Raw genomic sequence first — 21,941 nt, forward strand, 5'->3', positions numbered from 1 at the left:
CCGGTAATCTGGAATCGAGCGGATTCAGATTTTTCAAATTTGCATCACCACAGACCTTTTTCCCATTAGCGGGAAAAATGATTCCCTTGTTTGCAACTGCCGCCGTCATTCTCGGCATTGTCGGTTTGTATATCGGTCTGGTGCTCGCGCCCACCGATCACCAGCAGGGCGACGCCTATCGAATCATCTTCCTGCATGTGCCGGCTGCGTGGATGTCGATGTTCATCTATTGCGTGATGGCCTTTTGGTCGGCGGTCGGACTGGTGCTCAATACGCGCCTGTCTTCAATGATGGCGACCGCGTTGGCCCCGACCGGCGCCATGTTCACCTTCCTCGCGCTGTGGACCGGTTCCTTGTGGGGCAAGCCGACCTGGGGCACCTGGTGGGTATGGGACGCGCGCCTGACGTCGGAACTGATTCTGCTGTTCCTCTACATCGGCTTCATGGCCTTGCAGGCATCGATCGATGACGTGCGCCGTGCCGACAAGGCGGGTGCGGTACTTGCGCTGGTCGGCGTGGTCAACGTACCCATCATTTATTTTTCGGTCCAGTGGTGGAACACGCTGCACCAGGGCTCATCGGTCAGCATGACCAAGGCGCCGAGCATGGCGATGACCATGCTGCTCGGCATGCTGGTACTCGCGCTGGCCTCGTGGGCGTACACCATCATGGTGACGCTGATGCGGGTGCGCTGCATCATGCTCGAACGCGAGCGCCATACCGACTGGGTGAAGGAATACGTGGAGAAAAACGCATGAATTGGCATAGCTGGAGCGAATTTTTCGCAATGGGCGGGTACGCGCTCTATGTGTGGGGCTCGGTGCTGATGACTTTCGTATTGCTGGGGGCGGAGCTGATGTCGGTACGCGCGCGACGCAATACGCTGCTCAAGCAATACAGCCGCTGGATACGGAACAATCGGAGGGAAGAGAATGAAGACAAGGCATAAGCGCCTGGTTTTGGTTGCCGCAGGGCTTGCCGCGCTGGGGCTGGCTGCATGGCTTGTGTTGTCGGCCTTTAAACAGAACATGGTGTTTTTCTTCACGCCAACCCAGGTTTTTTCCGGCGAAGCGCCCAAGGGGCGGAGCTTTCGCATCGGCGGCATGGTCGAAAACGGCAGTCTCAAGCGCCAGCCTGACGGCGTCACCGTCACGTTTGTCGTGACCGACACGGCGCAAAAGCTTCCCGTAACCTACAAAGGCATCCTGCCCGACCTGTTCAAGGAAGGGAAGGGCGTGGTTGCGCAAGGCAAACTCGACAATGAAGGCAAGTTCGTCGCGGAAGAAGTGCTGGCCAAGCATGACGAAAACTACATGCCGCCGGATGCCGCCTACGCAATGAAGAAGGGCCAGGAGGCCAATCAGAAGGCTGCTGGCACACTGGCAAAGGATGCAAAATAAATGATTCCTGAACTTGGCAATTTCGCCATCGTCCTCGCCTTGTGCGTGGCGCTGGTGCAAGGCATTCTCCCGATCGCCGGGTCGTTCACGGGCAACCAGCGCTGGATGGCGCTCGCCCGGCCGACGTCGGCGGCGCAATTCATCCTCGTGACGACGGCGTTCTCCTGTCTGGTCTATGCGTTCGTCACCAATGACTTCTCGGTGACCTACGTCGCTTCCAACTCGAACTCCAAGCTGCCGGTCTACTACCGTATCGCCGGCGCCTGGGGCGGCCACGAGGGTTCGATGCTGCTGTGGATCCAGATGCTGGCACTGTGGACACTTGCCGTCGCCCAATTCAGCCGCCAGTTGCCGGACCAGACGGTGGCACGCGTGCTTGGCGTGATGGGCCTCGTCAGCGTCGGCTTCCTTGCCTTCCTGCTGTTCACTTCCAACCCGTTTGCGCGCCTGCTGCCGATGGCGGCCGATGGCCGTGACCTGAATCCCTTGCTGCAGGACTTCGGCATGATCATCCATCCGCCGCTGCTGTACATGGGCTATGTCGGCTTCTCGGTCGCGTTCGCATTCGCGATTGCCGCGCTGATGGGCGGGCAGCTCGACGCCGCATGGGCACGCTGGTCGCGCCCCTGGACGACGGTCGCGTGGATGTTCCTGACTCTGGGCATTTTCATGGGCAGCTTCTGGGCCTATTACGAGCTGGGTTGGGGCGGCTGGTGGTTCTGGGATCCGGTCGAAAACGCATCCTTCATGCCGTGGCTGGTCGGCACCGCGCTGATCCATTCGCTGGCCGTGACGGAAAAGCGCGGCAGCTTCAAGAACTGGACCGTGCTGCTGGCAATCATCGCCTTTACGCTGTCGCTGCTGGGTACCTTCCTGGTTCGTTCCGGTGTGCTGACTTCCGTGCATGCCTTCGCTACCGATCCGGAGCGCGGCATGTTCATCCTGGTCTTCCTCGCGATCGTGATCGGCGGCTCGCTCACGCTGTACGCATGGCGCGCCCCGAGCGTCGGACTGGGCGGCCGTTTCGCACTGATTTCGCGCGAGTCGATGCTGCTGGTTAATAACGTGCTGCTGCTGGTCGCTTCCGGCACCGTGCTGCTCGGCACTCTGTATCCCTTGTTCCTCGACGCGCTCAACCTCGGCAAGATTTCCGTTGGGCCTCCGTACTTCGAGGCGGTGTTCGTGCCGCTGATGATTCCGGTTCTGGTACTGCTGGCCATCGGACCGTTTGCGCGCTGGAAGGAAACATCGGTCGCCGATCTGCTGCGCCGCTTGCGCTGGGTAGCGCTGGCAGCGGTCGGACTGGCCCTGGCCATCGCGCTGGTGCTGGCAGCGTCGCCGATGGTGACCGCGGGTCTTGCGTTTGCGATCTGGATCGTGTTCGGATCGATTGCGCACCTAGTCGAACGCGCGCGTCATGCGCCGAAGGACATGTCGCTGTGGAAGCGGCTGTCGCGCGAGCCGCGCAGCTACTGGGCAATGCTGGTCGCGCACGTCGGCATCGGCGTGTTCGTGGTGGGCGTGACCCTGGTCAAGGGACTGGATGAAGCCAAGGACGTCAGCATGCGCGTCGGCGACACCACGTCGGTGAACGGCTACACCTTCAACTTCAAGGATCTGCAAGAAATCAAGGGGCCGAACTATGTTGCCGCCCAGGCGACCTTCGACGTCACCTATGGCGGCAAGCCGGTCACGACGCTGATGCCGGAAAAGCGCCTGTACACGGTGCAACGCATGCCGATGACGGAGGCGGGCATCGACCGCGGCTTCACGCATGATCTGTATGTGTCGCTCGGCGAGGAAACGGCGGATGGCGCATGGGTGGTGCGCGTGCAGTACAAGCCCTTCGTCGGCTGGATCTGGGGCGGCTGCCTGATCATGGCATTCGGCGGCTTGCTGGCTGCGTCGGACCGTCGTTATCGCGTCGCGTCACGCAAGAAGGCCGCAGAAACCATCGCAGCGGTCAAACCCGTCAGCGTTTGACGAACCAACCGGGATCGGTCCACGGAAAATTTTCCGTGGACAAACCAATCCTCTCGAAGCAAAGCTTATGAAACGATTTCTTCTACCGCTAGGTGTGTTCATCGGTCTGCTGGTTTTCCTTGCCATCGGCCTGCGCCTCAACCCGCGCGAGATTCCGTCGCCGTTCATCGGCAAGCCGGCGCCGGCATTCAAGCTGACGCAATTGCAGGCACCTGACAAGACCATCTCGCCGCAGGACATGAAGGGCCAGGTGTGGCTGCTGAACGTGTGGGCGTCGTGGTGCGTGTCCTGCCGCCAGGAGCATCCGGTGCTGATGGATTTTGCCCGGACCAATACCTTGCCCATCGTCGGCCTCAACTACAAGGACAAGCGTGAAGACGGTCTGGGCTGGCTGCGCGAGTTCGGCAATCCCTACTCCGTATCGGCCTTCGACAACGATGGCCGCGTCGGCATCGATTACGGCGTGTACGGCGTGCCTGAGACCTTTGTGATCGACAAGCAAGGCGTCATCCGCATGAAGTACACCGGTCCGATCACGCCCGAGGCGATCGCCGAAAAACTCCTGCCCTTGATCAAGGAATTGAAGAGTGCGTAAATTTTTTCTGTCACTGATGCTCGTCCTGTCCTTCGCCGCGCAAGCGAAGGAGGCGCCGCCGGCAGCGGCCGATCCCGCGCTGGAGAAGCGCATGCTGGACCTGACCGAACAATTGCGTTGCCTGGTGTGCCAGAACCAGACGATTGCCGATTCGCATGCCGAGCTGGCCATCGACTTGAAGAACCAGGTGCGCGAGAAACTTGCCGCCGGCATGTCCGACAAGGACGTGATCAATTACATGGTGGAGCGCTACGGCGACTTCGTGCTGTACAAGCCGCCGGTCAAGGGCGCCACCTGGCTGTTGTGGTTCGGTCCGTTCCTGCTGCTGATCGGCGGAATCGCGGTGCTGGTGGTCAAGGTTAAACGCCGTGATGCGCCGACCGACAATGTGCCGGAAGAAGAAATGAAACGCGCCGCCAGCCTGCTGAAGGACGCGAACACACCGAAGGATAAAGCATGACAGCATTTCTGATTGGCGCCGCGCTGCTGATGGCGACGGCACTGGCCTTCATCTTGACGCCGCTGCTGCGCAAGGAACGGGTCACGACTGACCACATCCAGCGCGATCAATTGAATCTTGCGGTATTGCGCGATCAGTTGCGTGAACTCGATACGGATCTCGAGGGCGGCCTGATCGAGCCGCTCGCCTATGAGAGCGCGCGGCACGAGCTGGAACGCCGCGTTGCGGAAGAGGTCAAGCCCGATGCATCGGTGCACACCAGCGGCGCCAGCAAGCGCTGGACGGCGATACTGGTCGGTGTTGCGGTGCCCGCGCTGGCGATTGCCATTTACCTGCTGGTGGGAACGCCTGCGGCGCTCGATCCTGCCAAGGTCACTGCCGCGAACGAGAGCTCGCACGAGCTCACGAACGAACAAATCGAGGGCATGGTCGCGAAGCTCGCGGAACGCCTCAAGAGCGATCCGAATAATATCGAAGGCTGGAACATGCTGGCACGTTCGTACGCAGCAATGGGCCGTTATACGGAAGCCAGCGAGGCCTTTGCGCATCTCGTGAAACTGGTACCGGACGACGCCGCGATGCTGACCGATTACGCGGATACGCTGGCCATGGCGGCGAATCGCAGCCTGCAGGGCGAACCGGAGAAGCTGATCGAACGCGCGCTCTCGATTGACCCGAAGAACGTCAAGGCGCTCGCCCTGGCAGGTAGCGCGGCCTTCGAGCGCAAGGACTATGCGCATGCAGTGACCAGCTGGCAGAAGATTCTCGACGTGGTCCCGCGCGATTCCGACATCGCACGTTCCGTCCTCGGCAGCATCAATGAGGCGCAAGGCCTGATGGGGCAGCCGCCTGTCGCCTTGCCGCAAGCCGCTCCGGCCGCTCCGGCCGCCCAGACCGCTCAGACTGAGAACGCGCCGCAAGCCGTCGCCGGTGCGAAGGTGGAAGGCACGGTCGATATCGATCCCGCTTTGCGCTCCCAGGCTTCCGATACGGATGCGGTCTTCATCTTCGCACGCGCTGCGGAAGGCCCGCGTTTCCCGCTGGCCGTAGTACGCAAGCAGGTCAAGGATCTGCCGTTCAAGTTCGTGCTGGATGACAGCATGAGCATGACGCCGCAAGCGAAGCTGTCGAATTTCCCGAAAGTGATAGTTGGCGCGCGCGTTTCGAAGTCTGGCAGCGCGACACCTGGTCCTGGCGATCTGGAAGGCGTCAGCGAACCGGTCGCACCGGGTGCGACGAATCTGACGATTCGAATCAACACGAAGCACTAGCAAAACCACCTGCGCACGACATGCCGGTTGTCCCATCATGGGGCGGCGGCCTGTCGTGCGCATGTACCTCCACCCCGTGCAGCACAAGTGATGCGTTGCACCAATCCTGTCCTTCCCGGCCGGCTCTTTTCGATGCCGCCACATGCCGCTTTCCCGAATTTGCGAACGACCCTGTCAGTCCTTGATGGGTATCAACGAATTCCGAATCTCCCTTCGATTTATAGCAATACGCAAAGAATTTTGTTGTAGCCAAGTTTCCACAAAGATACCCTTCTCTTAGTGTGGATTTGCGTCTGACGCCGACGGTGTCGCACCGCATCAAATATCCGCTTTCGTATCCGTAGCCGCACCCAACGCGAAAGCGTCATCACCGATGCAGTGCGCCCGCCGGCAAGTCTGACCCGAGTCCTCGTAACGAATCGGATCGCACCGATGGCAGGGGTAGCAGGATCGCTCCTTTACGAATCAAGTGGAACTTAGGGAGAAAACAAGATGAAGCTCTGGCAAAAGCTTGTCGCGTTAGCGGCAATCACCGTCAGTACGGCATTCGCCGGATCGGCCCTTGCCGCGGATGATGTGAAGCCTGCGGGGAGGTCGCTCGATCCGAATTCGACGGTGGCGAAGGCCCTTGAGAAGGACAAGGTCTGTACCGAATGCCATGACGAATCGGAGGAACGTCCGATTCTTGCGATGTACAAGACGCGCCATGGCGTCAAGGCCGATGCACGCACGCCCGGCTGCCAGACCTGCCACGGTCCGAGCGAAGCGCACGTGAAAACGGCGACGAAGGATAGCAAGGGCCGCCGTCCCGCGCCGGACAGAATGTTCAACGGTGCGAAGAAGGCCGACGCGAGGGAAGTGAACGAGACCTGCCTCACGTGCCACAAGTCTGGCAAGCGCACCTTGTGGGAGGGCAGCAAGCACGAAACCCAGGACGTGTCCTGCGTCAGTTGCCATCAAGTGCATGTGCAGGGCAAGGACAAGGCGCTTGACCGCGTTGCGCAGCGCGACGTCTGCTTTGCCTGCCACAAGACGGAACGCGCCGAAATGATGCGTCCCTCCACCCACCCGATTCAGGCCGGCAAGGTCACGTGCTCCGACTGCCACAATACGCACGGTTCGCAAGGTCCGAAGCTGATGGCCGATATCACGGTTCGCGACACCTGCTTCAACTGTCACGCGGAGAAGCGCGGTCCCTTCCTGTGGGAGCATCCGTCCGCGATGGACGACTGCGGCAATTGCCATACTCCGCACGGTTCGACGGCCGCGCCACTGCTCAAGGGACGTTCTCCCTGGATCTGCCAGAACTGCCACGCCGACGGCGCGCCGCATCCGGGGAACCTGTATAGCGGCGCTTACCTTCCGGGTGGCGCAGCGTCCAACGCGAATACAAGGAGCGCGCTTGCCAGTGTGATCAATCCGGTAACCGGTCAAAGCGTGACACTCAACAACCCGGCCTCGCAGCTTGCGTTGCGCGCGTGCACCAACTGCCATTCGCAGGTGCACGGCTCCAACCATCCTGCAGGTAAACGGTTTACGCGCTAAGCGGATTTCGAATTGATCGGGGAGAAGATAATGAATAGCAATCAGAGCAGTTTCGCTGTACGCGCCTCGGTGATCGCCGTACGCGCCGCGCTTGCAGCGTTTGCCGTGCTTCCAGCCGTTCATGCAGCGGAAGCTGATAACGATGAAGTGCGTGCGCTCACGCAGCCGTCGAAACAGGTGGAAGTCGGAATTGGTTACGTCAACCACGCTTCCGACAAGTTCGGCGAGTACAACGGTCTCCACAAGGACGGTGCTTATGGCATCGCCGGTTTCGACCTGCGCGGCGGCGGCAGCTACGACAGCGACAATGCCTATCGCTGGAGCGTGACCGGACGCGACCTCGGGCTCAACACGCGGCGCCTGGACATCGATGCCGGAGAGCAGGGGCGCTTCCGCTTCACCTACACCTATGACGAGCTGGAGCGCTTTTACTCGGACCAGTACCAGACCTTCTACGATGGCGCGGGCAGTAATGCACTGAGGCTGCCGGCTTCGTTCGCCGCAACGCCTGCGGCATCGCGCGTGTCGAGCACGGCGAACGCGAATGCCGCCTTGTCGAACTGGGGGAATATCCAATCGCCGTATGCAACTTCGGCATGCGCGGCGGCTGCACTTTCCGGCGGCGTATATGGTGCGCCGACCACGGCGGCATGCCGCGGGCCGGCCTACCTGATTCCGGCGGCGATGCACAACTTCGACGTCGAGACCCAGCGTACCAAGCACAACCTTGGCCTGAGCGTCATTCTGGCGCCGGGCTGGACAGCCTCGGCGTCAGCCACGCATGAGCTCAAGGATGGCACCAAGCTGACCGGCGTTTCGTTCGGCGGCCCTGGCAGAGGCGGCGTGCTGGTGCCGGAACCGATCAACAGCAGTACTGACCAGCTCCGCGCATCGGTCGGCTATGCGGGGGAAAAGGGCCACATCACCTTTGGCTACTACGGTTCCTTCTACAAGAATTCGACCGATGTCTGGACGGTCGAGAATCCGCTCACCGGCAACCTGTTGAACTCCGCATTCAGCAACAACGCACGGATGATCGGCGCGCCGGACAACGAGATGCACCGGCTTTCCCTGTCGGGCGGCTACAACTTTACGAAGCTGACGCGCTTGGTGGTCAACGGCAACTATCAGCGCATGACGCAGAACGAGTCCTTCCTGACTGGCCTGCCGTCGAGCTGGAGCGTTCCGGCCGCATCGGCGAATGCGAAGGTGATCGATACCAACATCAACGCAACGCTGACGACACGGCCGATGAACAACCTTGGCTTGAGCGCGACCTACAAGTTTGAAGATCGCGATAATCGGACGCCGATCCGTGAGCTGCTGGTGATCGGCACCGATCAGGCCGCCGCGCCGAACCTGATTGAAAACGAGCCGCTCAACCGGCGCAGCAACCAGCTGATCCTCGACGCCGACTATTCGTTCGCGCGCCGTCAGGCAGTCCGGTTCGGCTACGAGTGGCAGGAAGTCAAGCGCACCTCCACCGCAGAAGAGAATCCCTTCAAGGCAGATACCACGCGCGAAAACACCTTCCGCCTGGATTACCGCAACAGCGTGTCTGCTGCGGTGACTGGACGCGTCGGCTATTCGCACGCGCAGCGCCGGTCGTCCGAGTATGAGGAAAACATCCTGCTGCCGGTACCGACCGTTCCGCCCGCACTGGCTGCCGATCCGCTGTTGCCCGGTTTCCGAATGTTCTACCTCGCCGACCGCAACCGCGATCAACTTCGCAGCGCGCTCAACTTCCAGGTCAGCGATGCGTTCAGCCTGCAGACCGGGGTCGACTACAACCGCGACGACTTCAACAATTCGCCGTATGGCCTGAAGAACTCGAACTCCTGGGTCCTGAAGCTCGATGGCGCGTATGCCGCAAGCGAGAAGCTGGTGTTCAATGCGTTCTACACCTATGAGGACCGCAAGTCGCAGCTCGACAGCCTGGTGATCGGACGCGGCAATTCGACCACCATCCTGGACGCGCCGGCGCATGTGGCGGGTGCGGCGTGCACGGGTTACTTCGCCGCGGCCGGCCATCTGCCCTCGGATGAAGGAACCGATACCTGCCGTCAGTGGACTGCCGATCAGACCGACAAGATCCATACCATCGGCTTCGGCGCCAAGGCCAGCAAGCTAATGAACGGCAAACTGGATCTCGGTTTCGATCTCGCCTATTCGTACAGTCGCACGCCGATCGATGTCTCGGGTGGCTTCTACACCAGTAACGGCAATCCTGCGACAACGGCTGCTGGCGGGATCAATAATGTCTGGGTCGCGGCACAGTCCTTCCCGGATATCACGAGTAATGTGATCGATCTGAGGCTGAACGGCACGTACAAGGTCGGCAAGGCGTCCGCGGTGCGCTTGTCCTACCTGTACCGGCGCCTGCGTTCAGAGGACTGGCAATACGATGCCTACACCAAGTCGGCGCTGGGCGCCCTCGCAATCCCGATCGTTCCCGGCATAGGCATCACGTCGCCGAACTATGCAGTGCAGGCGGTGGGCGTGACCTACATCTATACATTCCAGTAGCATCGGTTTCATTTCTCGCTTGACTGGGCCGGCATCCGCCGGCCCTTTTTCGTTCTGGCATGTTTTGTGCAATGTTGACTTGAAACAATATTTTAGGCGCGGGTTTACTCCCGCTATCGAGAAAATCAAGCCGGAATGCCGGAGCAAGAGAGCAAGAGAGAAAGTCATGAAATCAGTCTTCACCATTGGCAAGATCGTCGCCTTCGTCGCCACTGCGACCGCATTCTCAGTATCGGGACATGCCTTTGCCGCAGATGCAGTCGCGGCGGAAAAACTCGCACGTCAGGAAGGATGCCTGCGTTGCCACGGAGTCGAACGCGGCAAGGATGGTCCCGCCTACAAGGAAGTCGCGGCCAAGTTCAGGGGCAAAGCCGGCGCGGAAGCACGCCTGCTGCAGCACCTCAGCAGCGGTGAAAAAGCGAAGTTCCCCGACGGCCACGAAGAGGAGCACAAGATCCCGAAGACCAAGGACATGGATCAGATCAAGAATCTGGTCCAGTGGATCCTGTCGCTCACATAAGAAGACGCATCAACTCTGACGCGGCGAGGGAAGACGCCGGTCATCAGCTACAAAAATCAGGGAGAAAATAATGAAATACTGGCAGAAAATTGCCTCGATGCTGGCGCTCGCCCTCAGCACGCTTGGCGCCATGCCAGCGCATGCAGGCGAAGACGTCGCACTGCAAGCCGACAAGGCGCTTGCGCAAGAGAGCATCTGCACGCGATGCCACGACGAATCCGAGCAGAAGCCGATTCTGACCATCAAGAAATCGCGCCACGGCGTAAAGACGGATGGCCGTACTCCGACCTGCCAGTCCTGTCACGGCGCCAGCGAGGCGCACGTCCAGAACAGCACCCACGCATCGGAGCGTCCGCTGGTGGACGCCTTCAGTTCCAGAGAGAAGGCCACGTCGAAGGACATCGAAGCCTGTGTCGGTTGCCACAATTCCGGCAAGCGCTCGCACTGGCAGGGCAGCCTGCATGAACGTGCCGGCGTGCTGTGCACGACCTGCCACGAAATGCACACGCACAAGGACAAGGTGCGCGACAAGCTGACTCAGCCGGAAGTCTGCTTTGCCTGCCACAAGGAGCAGCGTGCGCTCTATACGCGTCCATCGCGCCACCCCATCAAGGACGGCAAGATGGCGTGCTCCGATTGCCACAATCCGCACGGCACCTCCGGTCCGACGCTGCTGGCGCGCGACAGCGTGGTCGCGACTTGCTACACCTGCCACATGGAGAAGCGCGGGCCTTTCATCCGCAACCACCAGCCGGCGCAGGAAGACTGCACCATCTGCCACAACCCGCACGGCAGCACCATGCCCAACCTGTTGAAGGCGCGTCCGCCGTTCCTGTGCCAGCAATGCCATGAGCCCGCCACGCACCAGGGGCGCATTGCGACGCTGACCGGCTCCAACGCCAATCCTGCCCAAGCCGCCAACACACTGGCGCGCGGTTGCCTGAACTGCCACACGAATACGCACGGCACCAACAATCCGGCGAACATCAACAACGAGCGGACCATGCGGCGCTGATCAGGGACAGGAGAATGAACATGACACGTCAATCACAATTTGCATTTCCCCTTGCGGCCATGGCGGTGGCGCTGCTGGCGGTTTTCGGGCCGGCGCACGCGCAGCAGAACCGCGATCTTGCATGGCTCACCAAGCCTTCCAGCACGATGTCGATCGGCGCCGGCTATCTGTCGGGCGATGCACCGAATTTCGGTCGCTATACCGGATTGCGCGAGGAGGGCGCCTACGGCCTGCTCAACATCGACATCAACAAGCTCGATACCACGACCGGCACCTGGACCAGGTTCAAGGGCGGCAATCTCGGACTGGAAAACCGCGACTTGCGCTTCCAGCATGAGCGCCAGGGTGACTGGGGATATACGATCGACTACAGCGAGACGCCGCGCTTCGAGCCTTATACAGTGAATACCGCGGTGACCGGCATCGGTACACCCAACCTGGTGATTCCGACATCCGCCGCGGCAGTCGAGGTTCCGACGCAACTGAAGATGAAGCGCGAGTCGCTCGGCATGGGATTCACCAAGCAGTTGGGCCGGGGTTTTGACCTGCAAGTCCGTGCGCGCAATGAGGAAAAGGACGGCTCGCGTATTTTCGGACGCGGCGCAGGAACCAATGCCTTCGAGTTCACGCCGGAGCCGATCCACTCGACCACGCGTGAGCTGGAAGCGATCCTGGGTTATGCGGACAAGAAGCTGCAGGTCTCCGGCATTTATTACGGCACCGCCTACGACAACCGCAATCCGGCGTTGAGATTGACCGGTGGGGGCAGCGCATTGGCCAGCTTCAATCCGATAGGACTGCCGCCGGATTCGCAATCGCACCAACTCGCGCTGGACGGCGGCTACAACTTCAGTCCGACTACGCGCGGCACCTTCAAGCTTGCCTATACGCGGGCAACGCAGAATGATGATTTCATCACCGGCGTGACGCTTGCCAATGGCATCAATGCGGTCGACAACCTGCACGGGCGCATGGACACCACGCAATTGCAGTTCGGTGTGACGGCGCTGCCGATGCCGAAGCTGTCCGTGCTTGCCGACGTGCGCTACGAGGACCGCGAGGACAAGACGCCGGTCCGTCTCTACACGCAAGCCGGCGTGTCGCCGACCTCCACCTATACCGGCCTGTACGAGCCGCACTCACTCAAGTCGACCACCGGCAAGCTGGAAGCAACTTATCAGTTGCCGAAGGCGATACGCATGACGGCCGGTATCGACTACGTCCAAAAGGACCGCACTGCGCCTGTCATTCGCGCGGTCAGCTTCCGCGACCGGACGACGGAGACGTCATACCGTCTTGGCTTCAAGCGCACCATCTCGGAGACGGTGAGCGGCGCCGTGACCTACGTCCACAGCGATCGCACCGGTTCGGATTTTCAGACCAACGTCCTCAACTGCGGCAGCGTGACATGCACAAGCGGCACGACCGTCAGCTCGGCATTCAATCTCATTGCCCCGCTGAATCTGGCTGATCGCCAGCGCGACAAGCTGCGGCTGTCGATGAATTGGCAGGCCAGCGAAGCGTTGGCGGTGCAATTCATGGCCGACCAGACATGGGACGATTACGCGAGCCGTACCGCCGATGATTTCGGCCTGCGCGACGGCGGGTCGAAGAATTATTCGATCGATGCGTCGTACGCATTCTCGGATGAATGGCAGGGCAGCGCATGGTTCTCGAAGAACGATACCAGCGCCAATCGCGCCACCCGCACGACGCCCACCACGCCATGGTCGTCCACCTTGCTGAACAACGCCAATTCCATCGGCATCGGCCTGCGCGGCAATCCGACCTCCAGGCTGGAAATCGGCATGGACCTGAGTCATTCGGAAATCGCGGATATCTACCGCTTGCAGGCGCTTGCCGGCGCGGCGGTCAGTTCCCTGCCGGACGTGTACACGCGGCAGAGCAACGTGAAGCTGTATGCGATCTATGCGCTGCAGAAGAATACGAGCATCCGCTTCGACTTCGTTCATGACCGCTACAGCACCAACGACTGGTCCTGGTCGAGCTGGGCGTACAGCGACGGCACCACCTTGACGCAAAGGCCGCAGCAGGATGTCAACTTCCTCGGGGTGACTTATATCTACCGGTTCCAGTAAATCGCTGTAATGACGTTTTAGTCGGCCGCAGAGGCCGATTTCAAGCGGGGCGCGCGAGCAGCTCCGCTTTTTTTCTGCGCATGCCGCTTCGATGCAGTGCACAAGAAAAGCTGGTACACCCTTTGCATACTATGTCCTACAAGGCGTCCGAATGTGCCGGTCAGCTGATTGAGTGACCGCAGTGATCGGCATGTTTCGCGGAGTTTGCGGGGGAAGACCAAGGCAGACCGGCGCCGCCGAAGAAGCAAGCGATTCTCGATTCTCGGGTTCTGTCTCGAAACTGAGAACCGGGTCGCGCAGCAAATGGAATGTGGGAGGACGGTCCTGCCGAATGCCATGCTCGTCATGGAAACCCGGACAGGACCCGAGAGCCAGGACGAATTACGCGGAAGCGACACAGGGAGGCAAGACCTGTATCGAATGCACTTCTTGCCAGATGACTATAAGGAACCTGGAGATGAATAACCTGATATCCGAGCACGGCATCACGCCGCAGTTTGATCATTCCGCACCGATTGCATTCGACGAGACCACGATTCGCATCACGGTTCCGGCCTACCTGCAAAAGATCTACTGGTGGGCCTACGTGCATCCGAATGCCGTGAAGGTGTTCGAACGCGAATGGCTGGTCAACCTGATCCTGTTCGGAAATTACTCCGCGCTGCGCGACAAGGCGCTCGACGAGATCGGCCACGATGCGAAGGGCAGCACGCTGCAGGTCGCCTGCGCCTATGGCGATCTCACGCCGCGTCTGCGCGAACGCATCGCTGACGATGGAAAGCTGCACGTGATCGACGTACTGCCCATTCAGCTCGAGAACCTGAAGCGCAAGTTGCCTGCCGACATGCGCGTGTCCCTGATCCAGCGCGATTCCGCCGCGCTCGGTTTTGCCGACGCCAGCTACGAACGCGTGCTGGTGTTCTTCCTGCTGCATGAACAGCCGGAGGATGTGCGGCGCCGTACGCTGGCCGAGGCCTGCCGCGTGGTGAAGCCTGGCGGGAAGGTCATCGTGGTCGACTATCACCGGCCGGACAGCTGGAATCCGGTTCGCCATCCGCTGCGCGCCTTGCTCAGGCGCCTGGAACCGTATGCGGACGATCTGTGGAACAACGAGATTCAAACCTATCTGCCGCATGACGTACAGTTTTCCGGCATGCAGAAGGAAACCTACTTCGGCGGCCTGTACCAGAAGGTGGTGCTGACCCGCTGATGTCTGCAAGGGCATTCTTTGAATGCCAAACCAACAGAGGGCGGCGCAAGGAGGCGTCGCCCTCTGAAATAACCAAGAATTCCGGAGTAAAAGAAGTGAAGCGCGAATGGAGTTTCAATCCCGCGCATCTGTCCGCCGCGGTGATTACGCTCGTCGTGTCGTTCGCGCCGTTGACGGCTGCAGGGGTCGATGCCGATGCCGCCGAATCGTTGGCGCGGCGCGAGAGCTGCCTGAAATGCCATGGCATCGACAAGAACAAGGACGGACCGGCGTACAAGGAAGTGGCGGCCAAATACAAGGGCAAGCCGGATGCGGAGGAGCATCTGATCGAACATGTGAAGTCGGGTAAATCTGTGCAGATGCGTAGCGGAGAATGGGAAGATCACCGGATCATCAAGACCCGTGACGAGGCCGCGATCAGGAATCTGGTGCAGTGGATTCTGTCGCTCGAATAGCGGCTTGTATCGGGCATCATCCGTTCCCTGAGATGTGACGCAATCAATGTCTTCACTTGCCTGGTGTTAGCGGCAAGGCCAGGCGTTTTTTCGGGTGAAGAAGGGTCTCGATGAACGACCGAAAAAAAGGCGCACCGCGGTGCGCCCCAAAGTGGACCGCTTCCGGGAACGGGGAGGAGCTCCCGGAAGAATCGGTACTGCCGGCTACTTCAGTTTCGTTGCCTTGATGTCGGCCTTCACGTCCTTGCCGCCGCCGAGAGCCAGCGTTCTCACAAACGAGACATGGTGGCCGCGGGTCGTGATGTTGTCGTCGTGGACGGCGAATCCGACGTTATAGACGCCGCCTTCTTTCAGCGTCTTGTCGTCATCGTTGGTGAGTCCGAGCGGGCGAATCATGACCACGGTCCATTCGCCGTTCTTCCAGCTGGCGATGGCGTTGTTGTCGGCTGCAGAACCCTTGGCATCCTCGCGGCTGAGAATGTAGTCAGGCACCATGTCGCCTTCCTTCCATCCCGCGTTCGGATCAAACGGCACGGCATTCACCTCGCGGATCAGGAAATGATCGCCTTTGCGCAACTGGTCTGCGGTGATGGATTTGTAGCCGACTATCTTCGCGTCGTACATGTACTTCGGCGAATGCGTTTCCTTGTTCGAATTGCCGCCGAACGGATCCTTGCCGGCATCGCTGTTGCGCCATTCGAGAACGTAACCGTCATCGGCCATGCCGAGGGGGTAGGTGCGATGCGCGCGCCACTGGATCAGATCAACGAAGCCGCCTTCAGCCTTCAGCTTGTTGATCTCTTCGACTGTCTTGCCGCTCTTCCAGTCGGTTGGATCGTTGCGTGTCGCGGGGAGGTATTTGCGCACGTCGCTCTTCTTGAACGCGGTCAGCATGGCGTTGGCGGCCACTTCGTCCTTGGTGGCGAGTTTCGGCATGTCGCGCTCGCCGTCATGGCATGTCAGCCAGCAGCCCTGCTTGGCGAAGTTCGGCACCTTGCCGTCATCGAGCATGACTGTCATGCGGTCTTCATAGATGCCGGGCTGCTTGCCTTCCTGCACGACCTTGTCCAGTTTCGGGAAACCATACACTTTCCACTCATGGCCGTCGAAGCGCAGGTACTGATGCTCGATGCCGGGGAAGGGGTTGTGGGTCTTCCACTGGAAGCGCAGGTAGGCATTCTTGTCGTCATAAGCGGCTTGCACCTTGAGATTCACGAAGCCGTTCTTGCCTTCGACCGGCGTCGGTTCGAGCCGGTTTGCTTTCACCAGTTTTTCACCGAGATCTTTTTCAGCATCTTTTTCGTCGTGGCAGGAGATGCAGGCGTCGCCGCGCTTGACTTCCTTCGCAGCGCCCTTGTGGGCATCGCTGAGCAGCCACTCGTAGGACGATTGTCCGGGATAGAACAGCGGGACGTTGACCGTCGGAATTTTCGACCAGTTGATCTTGGCGGGATCCGCAGCCAGTGCGCTGCCGGACGCCAGCGCCGCGCATACCGACAAGACAGAAAGCGTGATTGTTGTTAGTCGCATTTTTTCGCTCCGTGGTTTAGTGATGGAATTTTCCGTTCTATCGTCCGTCGGGCGTGGCGCTGCTACTGCCTGCTGCGAGAAGTAGCCATGCGCGATGGATGGTAGGCCCTTACTGCAGTTATACATCTGCATACAGAGCAAGATGCAGACCAGTTTGAATATATTTCGGAGTTTTTTGATTTGGGGAAGCCCCGACGAAGGCAGGGGAGCGACGGTATCATCACGCGAAAAAAAAAGATGCTCCACGGACCGCGGGAAACTTCTCCCTTGGCCGGTGGAGCATCGCGTGAACAGCGCGCGTCTTACTGGAATTTATAGAGGTAGCTCACCCCGATAAACGTGACGTTCTGCTGTTGTTGTGCACTGACGGAAGTGTTGTCCGAGTAGAAGAACGGCACACCCGCATAGCCCCAAACCCAGTCGTTGTACTTCGCACGCTGGTGAACCAGGTCGAGGCGCAGACCCGAGCTCTTGCTCAGTTCATACTTGCCGAACAGGTTCAGCGTCGTCGCACGGTAGGAAGTATCCGGCAGACCGCCTGTCCGATCCAGGAATGCCTGGTTGGTTGCGATGGTCGCCGCCGGATTGTCCTCGGCGAGTCCTTGCTTGTACGTGTACCTGTCATCCGTGAGAGTCAGGTTGCCGCCCAGCTCGATCTTGCTGGAAACCTTGCCGTTCAGGCCGAGGCCGAAGCTGGCGGTCTTGCTCGACAGCGAACCCAGATACAAGGTGTGGTTGACCTGCATCGACTCTTCGCCCTGGTTCCAGTAGGCGTTCATCTTCCAGTTGTCGGACAGTGCGAAGGAAGCATCGATGCCATAGAACTTCGCATCGCTGTCTTCCAGACCCTTCACTTCACCGGTAGTCGGGGAGTTGAACTTGTCTTTGCCATCCTCGTAGATGAACTGCAGGGAGACGCGTTCCATCGGCGTCCAGTCGGCCGACAGACGGAGCTTGTCGCGCTTGCGGTCCTGGAACATGCTCGGCGTCACCGGGCGGCCGCCTTCGCCGAGCAGGGCAGCCTGAGCTGCGCTGATTACCGGCGTGCCTTGCACGTCTGCGTTGCGCCAGTCGGAACCATCGCGCTTGCTGTGGATGTAGCCGATGGCGCCGGTGAAGGTCTCGGACAGGCTGCGGCGCAGTTCGAGGCGATAGGCCAGGTCGTTCGTCTTCTCGCGGAGGAGGTCGTAGCCACCGGGAGTCGCTGTCGCGGCCGGGAGGCCGTAATCCATCGACTCGTAGTCCATGCCCAGCGTGCCGCTATAGCCCGGAGCGAAACGGTAGTTCGCTTCGACCTTGCCGTTCAGCTTCGTCACCGAATCCTGGCTGTTGGTCACGCCGGGATTCCAGCCATAGAGCGCGACCGGAGTCTTGTTGTTGCGGTCTTCATAGCGCACGTTCGCCAGCAGCGTTAGCTTCGGCATGACATGGGAGGTCACGCCGACCTGCGCGAGCGTCGTGTCGACGCGCCCGCCGAGGTTGGATACACCCGCCGGTCCGGTGGTCAGTCCCGCACTCGCGAAGCCCTCATCCTGCTTCGCATAGGTATATGCGTACTTGAAGTTCGCCTTCGTCGACGGCGTGAATGCGTAGTTGCCCAGGATGGAGAACTTGTGCGCCTGGTTGTCGGGTGCCAATGCCATTGGCTGCGTCATGTAAGTCGCAACGCCGCTGCCCGCACCGGTGGCGGTGTTGAGCACCGTGCCGTTCGGGTTGAACAGGTTGCCGCTGATGGTCGGCCGCAGGGAGCCGAAGGCATTGTCGTAGAACGAACCGTTGTAAGCCGCGCTGATCAGGAACTTCTCGCCAGTGAAGGTCAGGCGTGCTTCCGCCTGGCGCTGGGTCGAGTTGATCGGTTCCGGCAGCAGCAGGATGCCGCCCGACGAACCCGGTCCGCAGAAAATGTGGACGAATCCGCTGATCGTGCCGCAGTTGAGCCCGCGTCCGAACACGCGCGCGCCATCCTTGTCTTCGTTCTTGAAGTTCGCTTCAAACTGAAGGTTGGGCGAAATCCACTTTCCGAAGTTCAGGGTGGCAGCCTTGCGTTTCGTTTGCAGGTCAACATCCCGTCCGGTACCCGGGGCTGTCAGGCTGGTCACCGTTGGGGTGTCCGTGCCGATGCCCTGCATGCCGGTGTTGATCGTGTTCTGATAGTTGCGTATCAGTTCGCCGTATTCGACCGAATACTTCCAGTCGCCTTGCTTCTGCTGGCCGAAGCCCAGCTCGCGCGTCTCGAGTCCGAGGTTGCTGCCCCTGAATTTAGTCCAGGTTCCCGTCGCGTCATCACGCTTGTTGATGTCGACGTCGACGAGGCCGTAGTAGTCATCGCCGCGCATGCCGTTGTACTGGCCGAACAGCGCGCGGTCCTTGCTGTCGCCGCTCACGGCGCCTATGCCGACGCGCACCGAACTGTCGGGCTTGATGTACTCGTTGATGCCGTCGTCGGCATGTGCCGGGCCGAAGGCCGCAAGAATGGCGAGCACCAACACTTTTTGGCTCAAACCAAATTGCTCTTTTGAGATTTTCATGACCTGATCTCCCTGTTCTTAACGCAGCATGAACTGCGGAGTGGGTTGTGCGTTCGCCGGATTGTTGCTGCCATGCACTTGTGTATGGCAGTTCACGCAACCGCGTCCCTGGGTGTATGTCACGCCGTTGCGACCGACGGTCGCCGCACGAGTCGACTGGTTGGTCAACTGGGCGAGGTTGCCGCCGTGCGGTGAATGGCACTGGTGGCAGAGGAAGGGCGGACGGGTCTTCAACATGCTTTCGACGTTGCTTCCGTGCGGGTTATGGCAGATCGCGCAATCCTCGCTGACCGGCGCATGGTTCCACACGAACGGGCCGCGCTTCTCCATGTGGCAGGTGTAGCAGGTCTCGACCACGCTGTCGCCCTTCATCAGCTTCGGAGCTACGGAGCCGTGCGGGTTGTGGCAGTCGGAGCAGGAAACCTTGCCTTCGAGGATCGGGTGGTGCGAAATGCGATTGACCTGGCTGCGCTGTTCCTTGTGGCAGGCGAAGCACACTTCCGGCTGGGTCTTCTTGTCCATCACCTTGTCGCGACCGGCATGGACCGTGTGGCAGGAGGAGCAGGTCACTTCATGGGTCTGGTGGGTGCTGCCTTCCCAGTGCGAGCGCTTCGCATCCTTCTTGTGGCAGCTCACGCAGACATCGCTACGTTGTTGGGCCGGATTCGCGGAGTCTTTGGTGAAGGTGACGTCGGGCTTCGGCGGCTTGTCCTTGCCCTTGTAGTCGGCATGCTTGTCGCTGTCGCCGTGGCACTTGGTGCAGGTCGGCGTGCGCTCGTCAGCACGCGTGCCGTGCTTGGTCTTGCCGACGGCCAGCAGCTTTGGCGAATCGGCTTCGTCATGGCAGGCGGTGCACTTCGCGTCGCCCTTGAGCACGAGGTCCTTGGCGGCATCCGCCGCGAAAGCCGGCGCAATGCCAGCCACCCCTATCGCAAACGTCACCAGCGTGACGACCTTCTTCCAGAGCTTCATCAGTGTTCTCCCTATGGTTCACTTCGATTCCTGCGTTTGCTGGTTCACGGTGACTGCAAACCTGCTCGCCCTTCGTGCGTCTTCAGTGATCGGACCAATCGATTGCTGAGCGCCTTCTTTCGCCTCTCATCGACACCCGGTTTGATTTTTGCTTATGCAACGATGCGTGCGTGATGGAGGGTAGGGTTGCGATTCTTTATACAACTTCACTCTTCTTCATGGCGCAGATGAGCTCGAAAACTTTTGAATCTTTTGACGTGAAATAAGGGCTTGTGGGCATACGCAACGAATAGATCAAGACGTGATAGAAAGTTTTTGATCTGCGTTAGTTTGAAGAGATTGATTCTCGATTTAGAGAAGTATTGGTCGAGAGCGTGTGCCTGTTTTCATAGCATCGCATCCTGGATGAATGTCTTCTGCATTCTCGATTTAGAGAAGATTGAATCAAGAATGATGACGGCATTCTTCAAGTGCGAATGCAGGGCAAATGACGAGCACCGATCGGCAGGTTTCTCGATTTGGAGAAGCATCGATGAAGAGTCTTCGCGCATGCGCATCACGCAAAGGCTCCCGACGAAAGTCGAACAAAAATCGTCGTGTTGATGCAGTCGATTTTCAGTGGCTCGAAAAATTGCGCCACATCAAACAATTCGAAAAGTTTCTCGAATCATCGTGCGATTTGCAACATAGGTCGTTGTGCAAAGGGTGGCGAGTCGATACCCTTCTTGCTATGTGGATATTCGTGCGTTGAAGTCAAAAGTAGAGCGCACGAACAGAGCATAAAGACTTGCCGATGTCGGAAACCGGCAAACGCAAGAATCGAAGTTGAACCATAGGGAGGAAGCTGATGAAGCTCTGGAAAAAGGTCGTCACGCTGGTGACGTTTGCGATAGGGGTGGCTGGCATTGCGCCGGCTTTCGCGGCGGATGCCGCCAAACCGGGAGCCACGGATCTCGTGCTCAAGGGCGACGCGAAGTGCACCGCCTGCCATGACGAGGCCGATTCTCCGAAGCTGCTGGCCATCGGCAAGACGCGTCACGGCACGCGTGCTGACGAGCGCACGCCGACCTGTACCAAGTGCCACGGCGACAGCGACAAGCATGCCGACTACAAGGGCAAGGACAAGCCGCCGAAGCCCGATGTCACCTTCGCCAAGAACTCCACCAACTCGACAGATCAGCGCAGCGGAGCCTGCCTGAGCTGCCACAAGAAGGATGCGAACCGTTCGCACTGGGAAGGCAGCACGCACCAGGCGCGCGATGTGACCTGCTCCTCCTGCCACACGGTGCATGCCGGTCACGACAAGGTGATGGACAAGAAGACCCAGCCGGAAGTGTGCTTCGCCTGCCACAAGGAACAGCGCGCCCAGGTCAGCCGTCCTTCGCACCATCCTATCCTCGAAGGCAAGGTCGCCTGCTCCGACTGCCACCAACCGCACGGTTCGGTCAGCCCGAAGCTGATGAAGCGTAACAGCGTCAACGAGACCTGCTACACCTGCCACATGGAGAAGCGCGGTCCGTTCGTGCATAACCACTCGCCGGTCGACGAAGACTGCGGTAACTGCCACAACCCGCACGGCACCGTTGCAGAGAGTCTGCTGAAGGCACGTCCGCCGTTCCTCTGCCATCAATGCCATACACCGCACGGTGGTTTCATTCCTCAAGTTGCAGGAGCACAGGTTGTAGCGCCGACGGTCAACGGTGCAGGCAAGAGCGGCATCAACGTGACTCAGGCAAGGGCTTGCATGAACTGCCATACGCAGGTGCACGGAAGCAATAATCCGAGCGCAACCAACCCGACGCCGCAGTTCATGTTCCGCTAAGAAAGGGCTA

Annotated in this window: 18 protein-coding genes; 15 read left to right on the forward strand and 3 right to left on the reverse strand. The window is 59.9% G+C overall.

The annotated features are described in order from the left end of the window. Positions 1-77 precede the first annotated feature (77 nt). The 14 genes from ccmC (at position 78) to E6W33_RS09195 (ending at position 15,079) form a co-directional block, all read left to right on the forward strand. Complete coding sequence (ccmC, locus tag E6W33_RS09130; RefSeq protein WP_136416626.1) at positions 78-758, forward strand: heme ABC transporter permease CcmC; 681 nt, start codon at positions 78-80, stop codon at positions 756-758. Next, positions 755-949, forward strand: coding sequence for a heme exporter protein CcmD (gene ccmD, locus E6W33_RS09135; protein WP_136416628.1), 195 nt, complete (start codon positions 755-757; stop codon positions 947-949). The genes ccmC and ccmD overlap by 4 nt, the downstream gene beginning before the upstream one ends. Continuing rightward, complete coding sequence (gene ccmE / locus E6W33_RS09140) at positions 933-1,400, forward strand: cytochrome c maturation protein CcmE (RefSeq protein WP_136416631.1); 468 nt, start codon at positions 933-935, stop codon at positions 1,398-1,400. The genes ccmD and ccmE overlap by 17 nt, the downstream gene beginning before the upstream one ends. Further along, positions 1,401-3,383 (forward strand): heme lyase CcmF/NrfE family subunit, encoded by a 1,983-nt coding sequence (locus E6W33_RS09145; protein ID WP_136416633.1) that lies wholly within the window; start codon positions 1,401-1,403, stop codon positions 3,381-3,383. 67 nt (positions 3,384-3,450) lie between these two features. Further along, positions 3,451-3,978 carry a DsbE family thiol:disulfide interchange protein gene (locus E6W33_RS09150; protein WP_136416635.1) on the forward strand — a complete coding sequence of 176 codons (528 nt, stop codon included), beginning with the start codon at positions 3,451-3,453 and terminating at the stop codon, positions 3,976-3,978. Next, the gene (locus tag E6W33_RS09155) at positions 3,971-4,438 is read left to right on the forward strand and encodes a cytochrome c-type biogenesis protein (RefSeq protein WP_348983154.1); all 468 of its coding nucleotides are present in this window, start codon (positions 3,971-3,973) and stop codon (positions 4,436-4,438) included. The genes E6W33_RS09150 and E6W33_RS09155 overlap by 8 nt, the downstream gene beginning before the upstream one ends. Beyond that, positions 4,435-5,709 (forward strand): c-type cytochrome biogenesis protein CcmI, encoded by a 1,275-nt coding sequence (ccmI, locus tag E6W33_RS09160; protein ID WP_136416637.1) that lies wholly within the window; start codon positions 4,435-4,437, stop codon positions 5,707-5,709. The genes E6W33_RS09155 and ccmI overlap by 4 nt, the downstream gene beginning before the upstream one ends. Before the next feature lie 492 nt (positions 5,710-6,201). After that, a complete protein-coding gene (locus E6W33_RS09165) occupies positions 6,202-7,254 on the forward strand; it encodes a DmsE family decaheme c-type cytochrome (protein ID WP_136416639.1) in 1,053 nt (350 codons plus the stop codon). Between the two features lie 30 nt (positions 7,255-7,284). Continuing rightward, the gene (locus E6W33_RS09170) at positions 7,285-9,780 is read left to right on the forward strand and encodes an MtrB/PioB family decaheme-associated outer membrane protein (protein ID WP_136416641.1); all 2,496 of its coding nucleotides are present in this window, start codon (positions 7,285-7,287) and stop codon (positions 9,778-9,780) included. A gap of 166 nt (positions 9,781-9,946) precedes the next feature. Beyond that, positions 9,947-10,300, forward strand: coding sequence for a c-type cytochrome (locus E6W33_RS09175; RefSeq protein WP_136416644.1), 354 nt, complete (start codon positions 9,947-9,949; stop codon positions 10,298-10,300). Positions 10,301-10,370: 70 nt separating this feature from the next. Next, positions 10,371-11,315 carry a DmsE family decaheme c-type cytochrome gene (locus tag E6W33_RS09180; RefSeq protein WP_211097275.1) on the forward strand — a complete coding sequence of 315 codons (945 nt, stop codon included), beginning with the start codon at positions 10,371-10,373 and terminating at the stop codon, positions 11,313-11,315. Between the two features lie 20 nt (positions 11,316-11,335). Then, the gene (locus tag E6W33_RS09185) at positions 11,336-13,414 is read left to right on the forward strand and encodes an MtrB/PioB family decaheme-associated outer membrane protein (protein WP_168798584.1); all 2,079 of its coding nucleotides are present in this window, start codon (positions 11,336-11,338) and stop codon (positions 13,412-13,414) included. Positions 13,415-13,871: 457 nt separating this feature from the next. Further along, positions 13,872-14,624, forward strand: a complete 753-nt coding sequence (gene rquA, locus E6W33_RS09190) for a rhodoquinone biosynthesis methyltransferase RquA (protein WP_136416648.1) — start codon at positions 13,872-13,874, stop codon at positions 14,622-14,624. 95 nt (positions 14,625-14,719) lie between these two features. After that, complete coding sequence (locus E6W33_RS09195; protein WP_211097276.1) at positions 14,720-15,079, forward strand: c-type cytochrome; 360 nt, start codon at positions 14,720-14,722, stop codon at positions 15,077-15,079. Positions 15,080-15,283: 204 nt separating this feature from the next. On the opposite strand, the gene E6W33_RS09200 is transcribed toward E6W33_RS09195, so the two are convergent. From E6W33_RS09200 to E6W33_RS09210, 3 genes are all read right to left on the reverse strand, one after another. Next, positions 15,284-16,609: an ethylbenzene dehydrogenase-related protein gene (locus E6W33_RS09200; RefSeq protein ID WP_136416650.1), complete on the reverse strand. Its 1,326-nt coding sequence runs from the start codon at positions 16,607-16,609 to the stop codon at positions 15,284-15,286. A gap of 302 nt (positions 16,610-16,911) precedes the next feature. After that, the gene (locus E6W33_RS09205; protein ID WP_136416652.1) at positions 16,912-19,137 is read right to left on the reverse strand and encodes an MtrB/PioB family decaheme-associated outer membrane protein; all 2,226 of its coding nucleotides are present in this window, start codon (positions 19,135-19,137) and stop codon (positions 16,912-16,914) included. 18 nt (positions 19,138-19,155) lie between these two features. Then, positions 19,156-20,109, reverse strand: coding sequence for a DmsE family decaheme c-type cytochrome (locus E6W33_RS09210; RefSeq protein WP_136416654.1), 954 nt, complete (start codon positions 20,107-20,109; stop codon positions 19,156-19,158). Between the two features lie 847 nt (positions 20,110-20,956). Between E6W33_RS09210 and E6W33_RS09215 the strand changes: the two genes are divergently transcribed. Next, positions 20,957-21,931, forward strand: coding sequence for a DmsE family decaheme c-type cytochrome (locus tag E6W33_RS09215; protein WP_136416656.1), 975 nt, complete (start codon positions 20,957-20,959; stop codon positions 21,929-21,931). The last annotated feature ends 10 nt before the right edge of the window (positions 21,932-21,941 follow it).

The sequence above is a fragment of the Herbaspirillum sp. ST 5-3 genome, from assembly GCF_004804275.1.
Lineage (GTDB): Bacteria > Pseudomonadota > Gammaproteobacteria > Burkholderiales > Burkholderiaceae_D > Noviherbaspirillum.

Bases quoted from the DNA above. Each gene is read 5' to 3' on its own strand.
- E6W33_RS09175 (WP_136416644.1), top strand. From the start codon at position 9,947: ATGAAATCAGTCTTCACCATTGGCAAGATCGTCGCCTTCGTCGCCACT.
- E6W33_RS09200 (WP_136416650.1), bottom strand. From the start codon at position 16,609: ATGCGACTAACAACAATCACGCTTTCTGTCTTGTCGGTATGCGCGGCG.
- ccmC (WP_136416626.1), top strand. From the start codon at position 78: ATGATTCCCTTGTTTGCAACTGCCGCCGTCATTCTCGGCATTGTCGGT.
- E6W33_RS09215 (WP_136416656.1), top strand. From the start codon at position 20,957: ATGAAGCTCTGGAAAAAGGTCGTCACGCTGGTGACGTTTGCGATAGGG.
- E6W33_RS09180 (WP_211097275.1), top strand. From the start codon at position 10,371: ATGAAATACTGGCAGAAAATTGCCTCGATGCTGGCGCTCGCCCTCAGC.
- E6W33_RS09145 (WP_136416633.1), top strand. From the start codon at position 1,401: ATGATTCCTGAACTTGGCAATTTCGCCATCGTCCTCGCCTTGTGCGTG.
- rquA (WP_136416648.1), top strand. From the start codon at position 13,872: ATGAATAACCTGATATCCGAGCACGGCATCACGCCGCAGTTTGATCAT.
- E6W33_RS09185 (WP_168798584.1), top strand. From the start codon at position 11,336: ATGACACGTCAATCACAATTTGCATTTCCCCTTGCGGCCATGGCGGTG.
- E6W33_RS09150 (WP_136416635.1), top strand. From the start codon at position 3,451: ATGAAACGATTTCTTCTACCGCTAGGTGTGTTCATCGGTCTGCTGGTT.
- E6W33_RS09170 (WP_136416641.1), top strand. From the start codon at position 7,285: ATGAATAGCAATCAGAGCAGTTTCGCTGTACGCGCCTCGGTGATCGCC.
- ccmI (WP_136416637.1), top strand. From the start codon at position 4,435: ATGACAGCATTTCTGATTGGCGCCGCGCTGCTGATGGCGACGGCACTG.
- ccmE (WP_136416631.1), top strand. From the start codon at position 933: ATGAAGACAAGGCATAAGCGCCTGGTTTTGGTTGCCGCAGGGCTTGCC.
- ccmD (WP_136416628.1), top strand. From the start codon at position 755: ATGAATTGGCATAGCTGGAGCGAATTTTTCGCAATGGGCGGGTACGCG.
- E6W33_RS09205 (WP_136416652.1), bottom strand. From the start codon at position 19,137: ATGAAAATCTCAAAAGAGCAATTTGGTTTGAGCCAAAAAGTGTTGGTG.
- E6W33_RS09210 (WP_136416654.1), bottom strand. From the start codon at position 20,109: ATGAAGCTCTGGAAGAAGGTCGTCACGCTGGTGACGTTTGCGATAGGG.
- E6W33_RS09165 (WP_136416639.1), top strand. From the start codon at position 6,202: ATGAAGCTCTGGCAAAAGCTTGTCGCGTTAGCGGCAATCACCGTCAGT.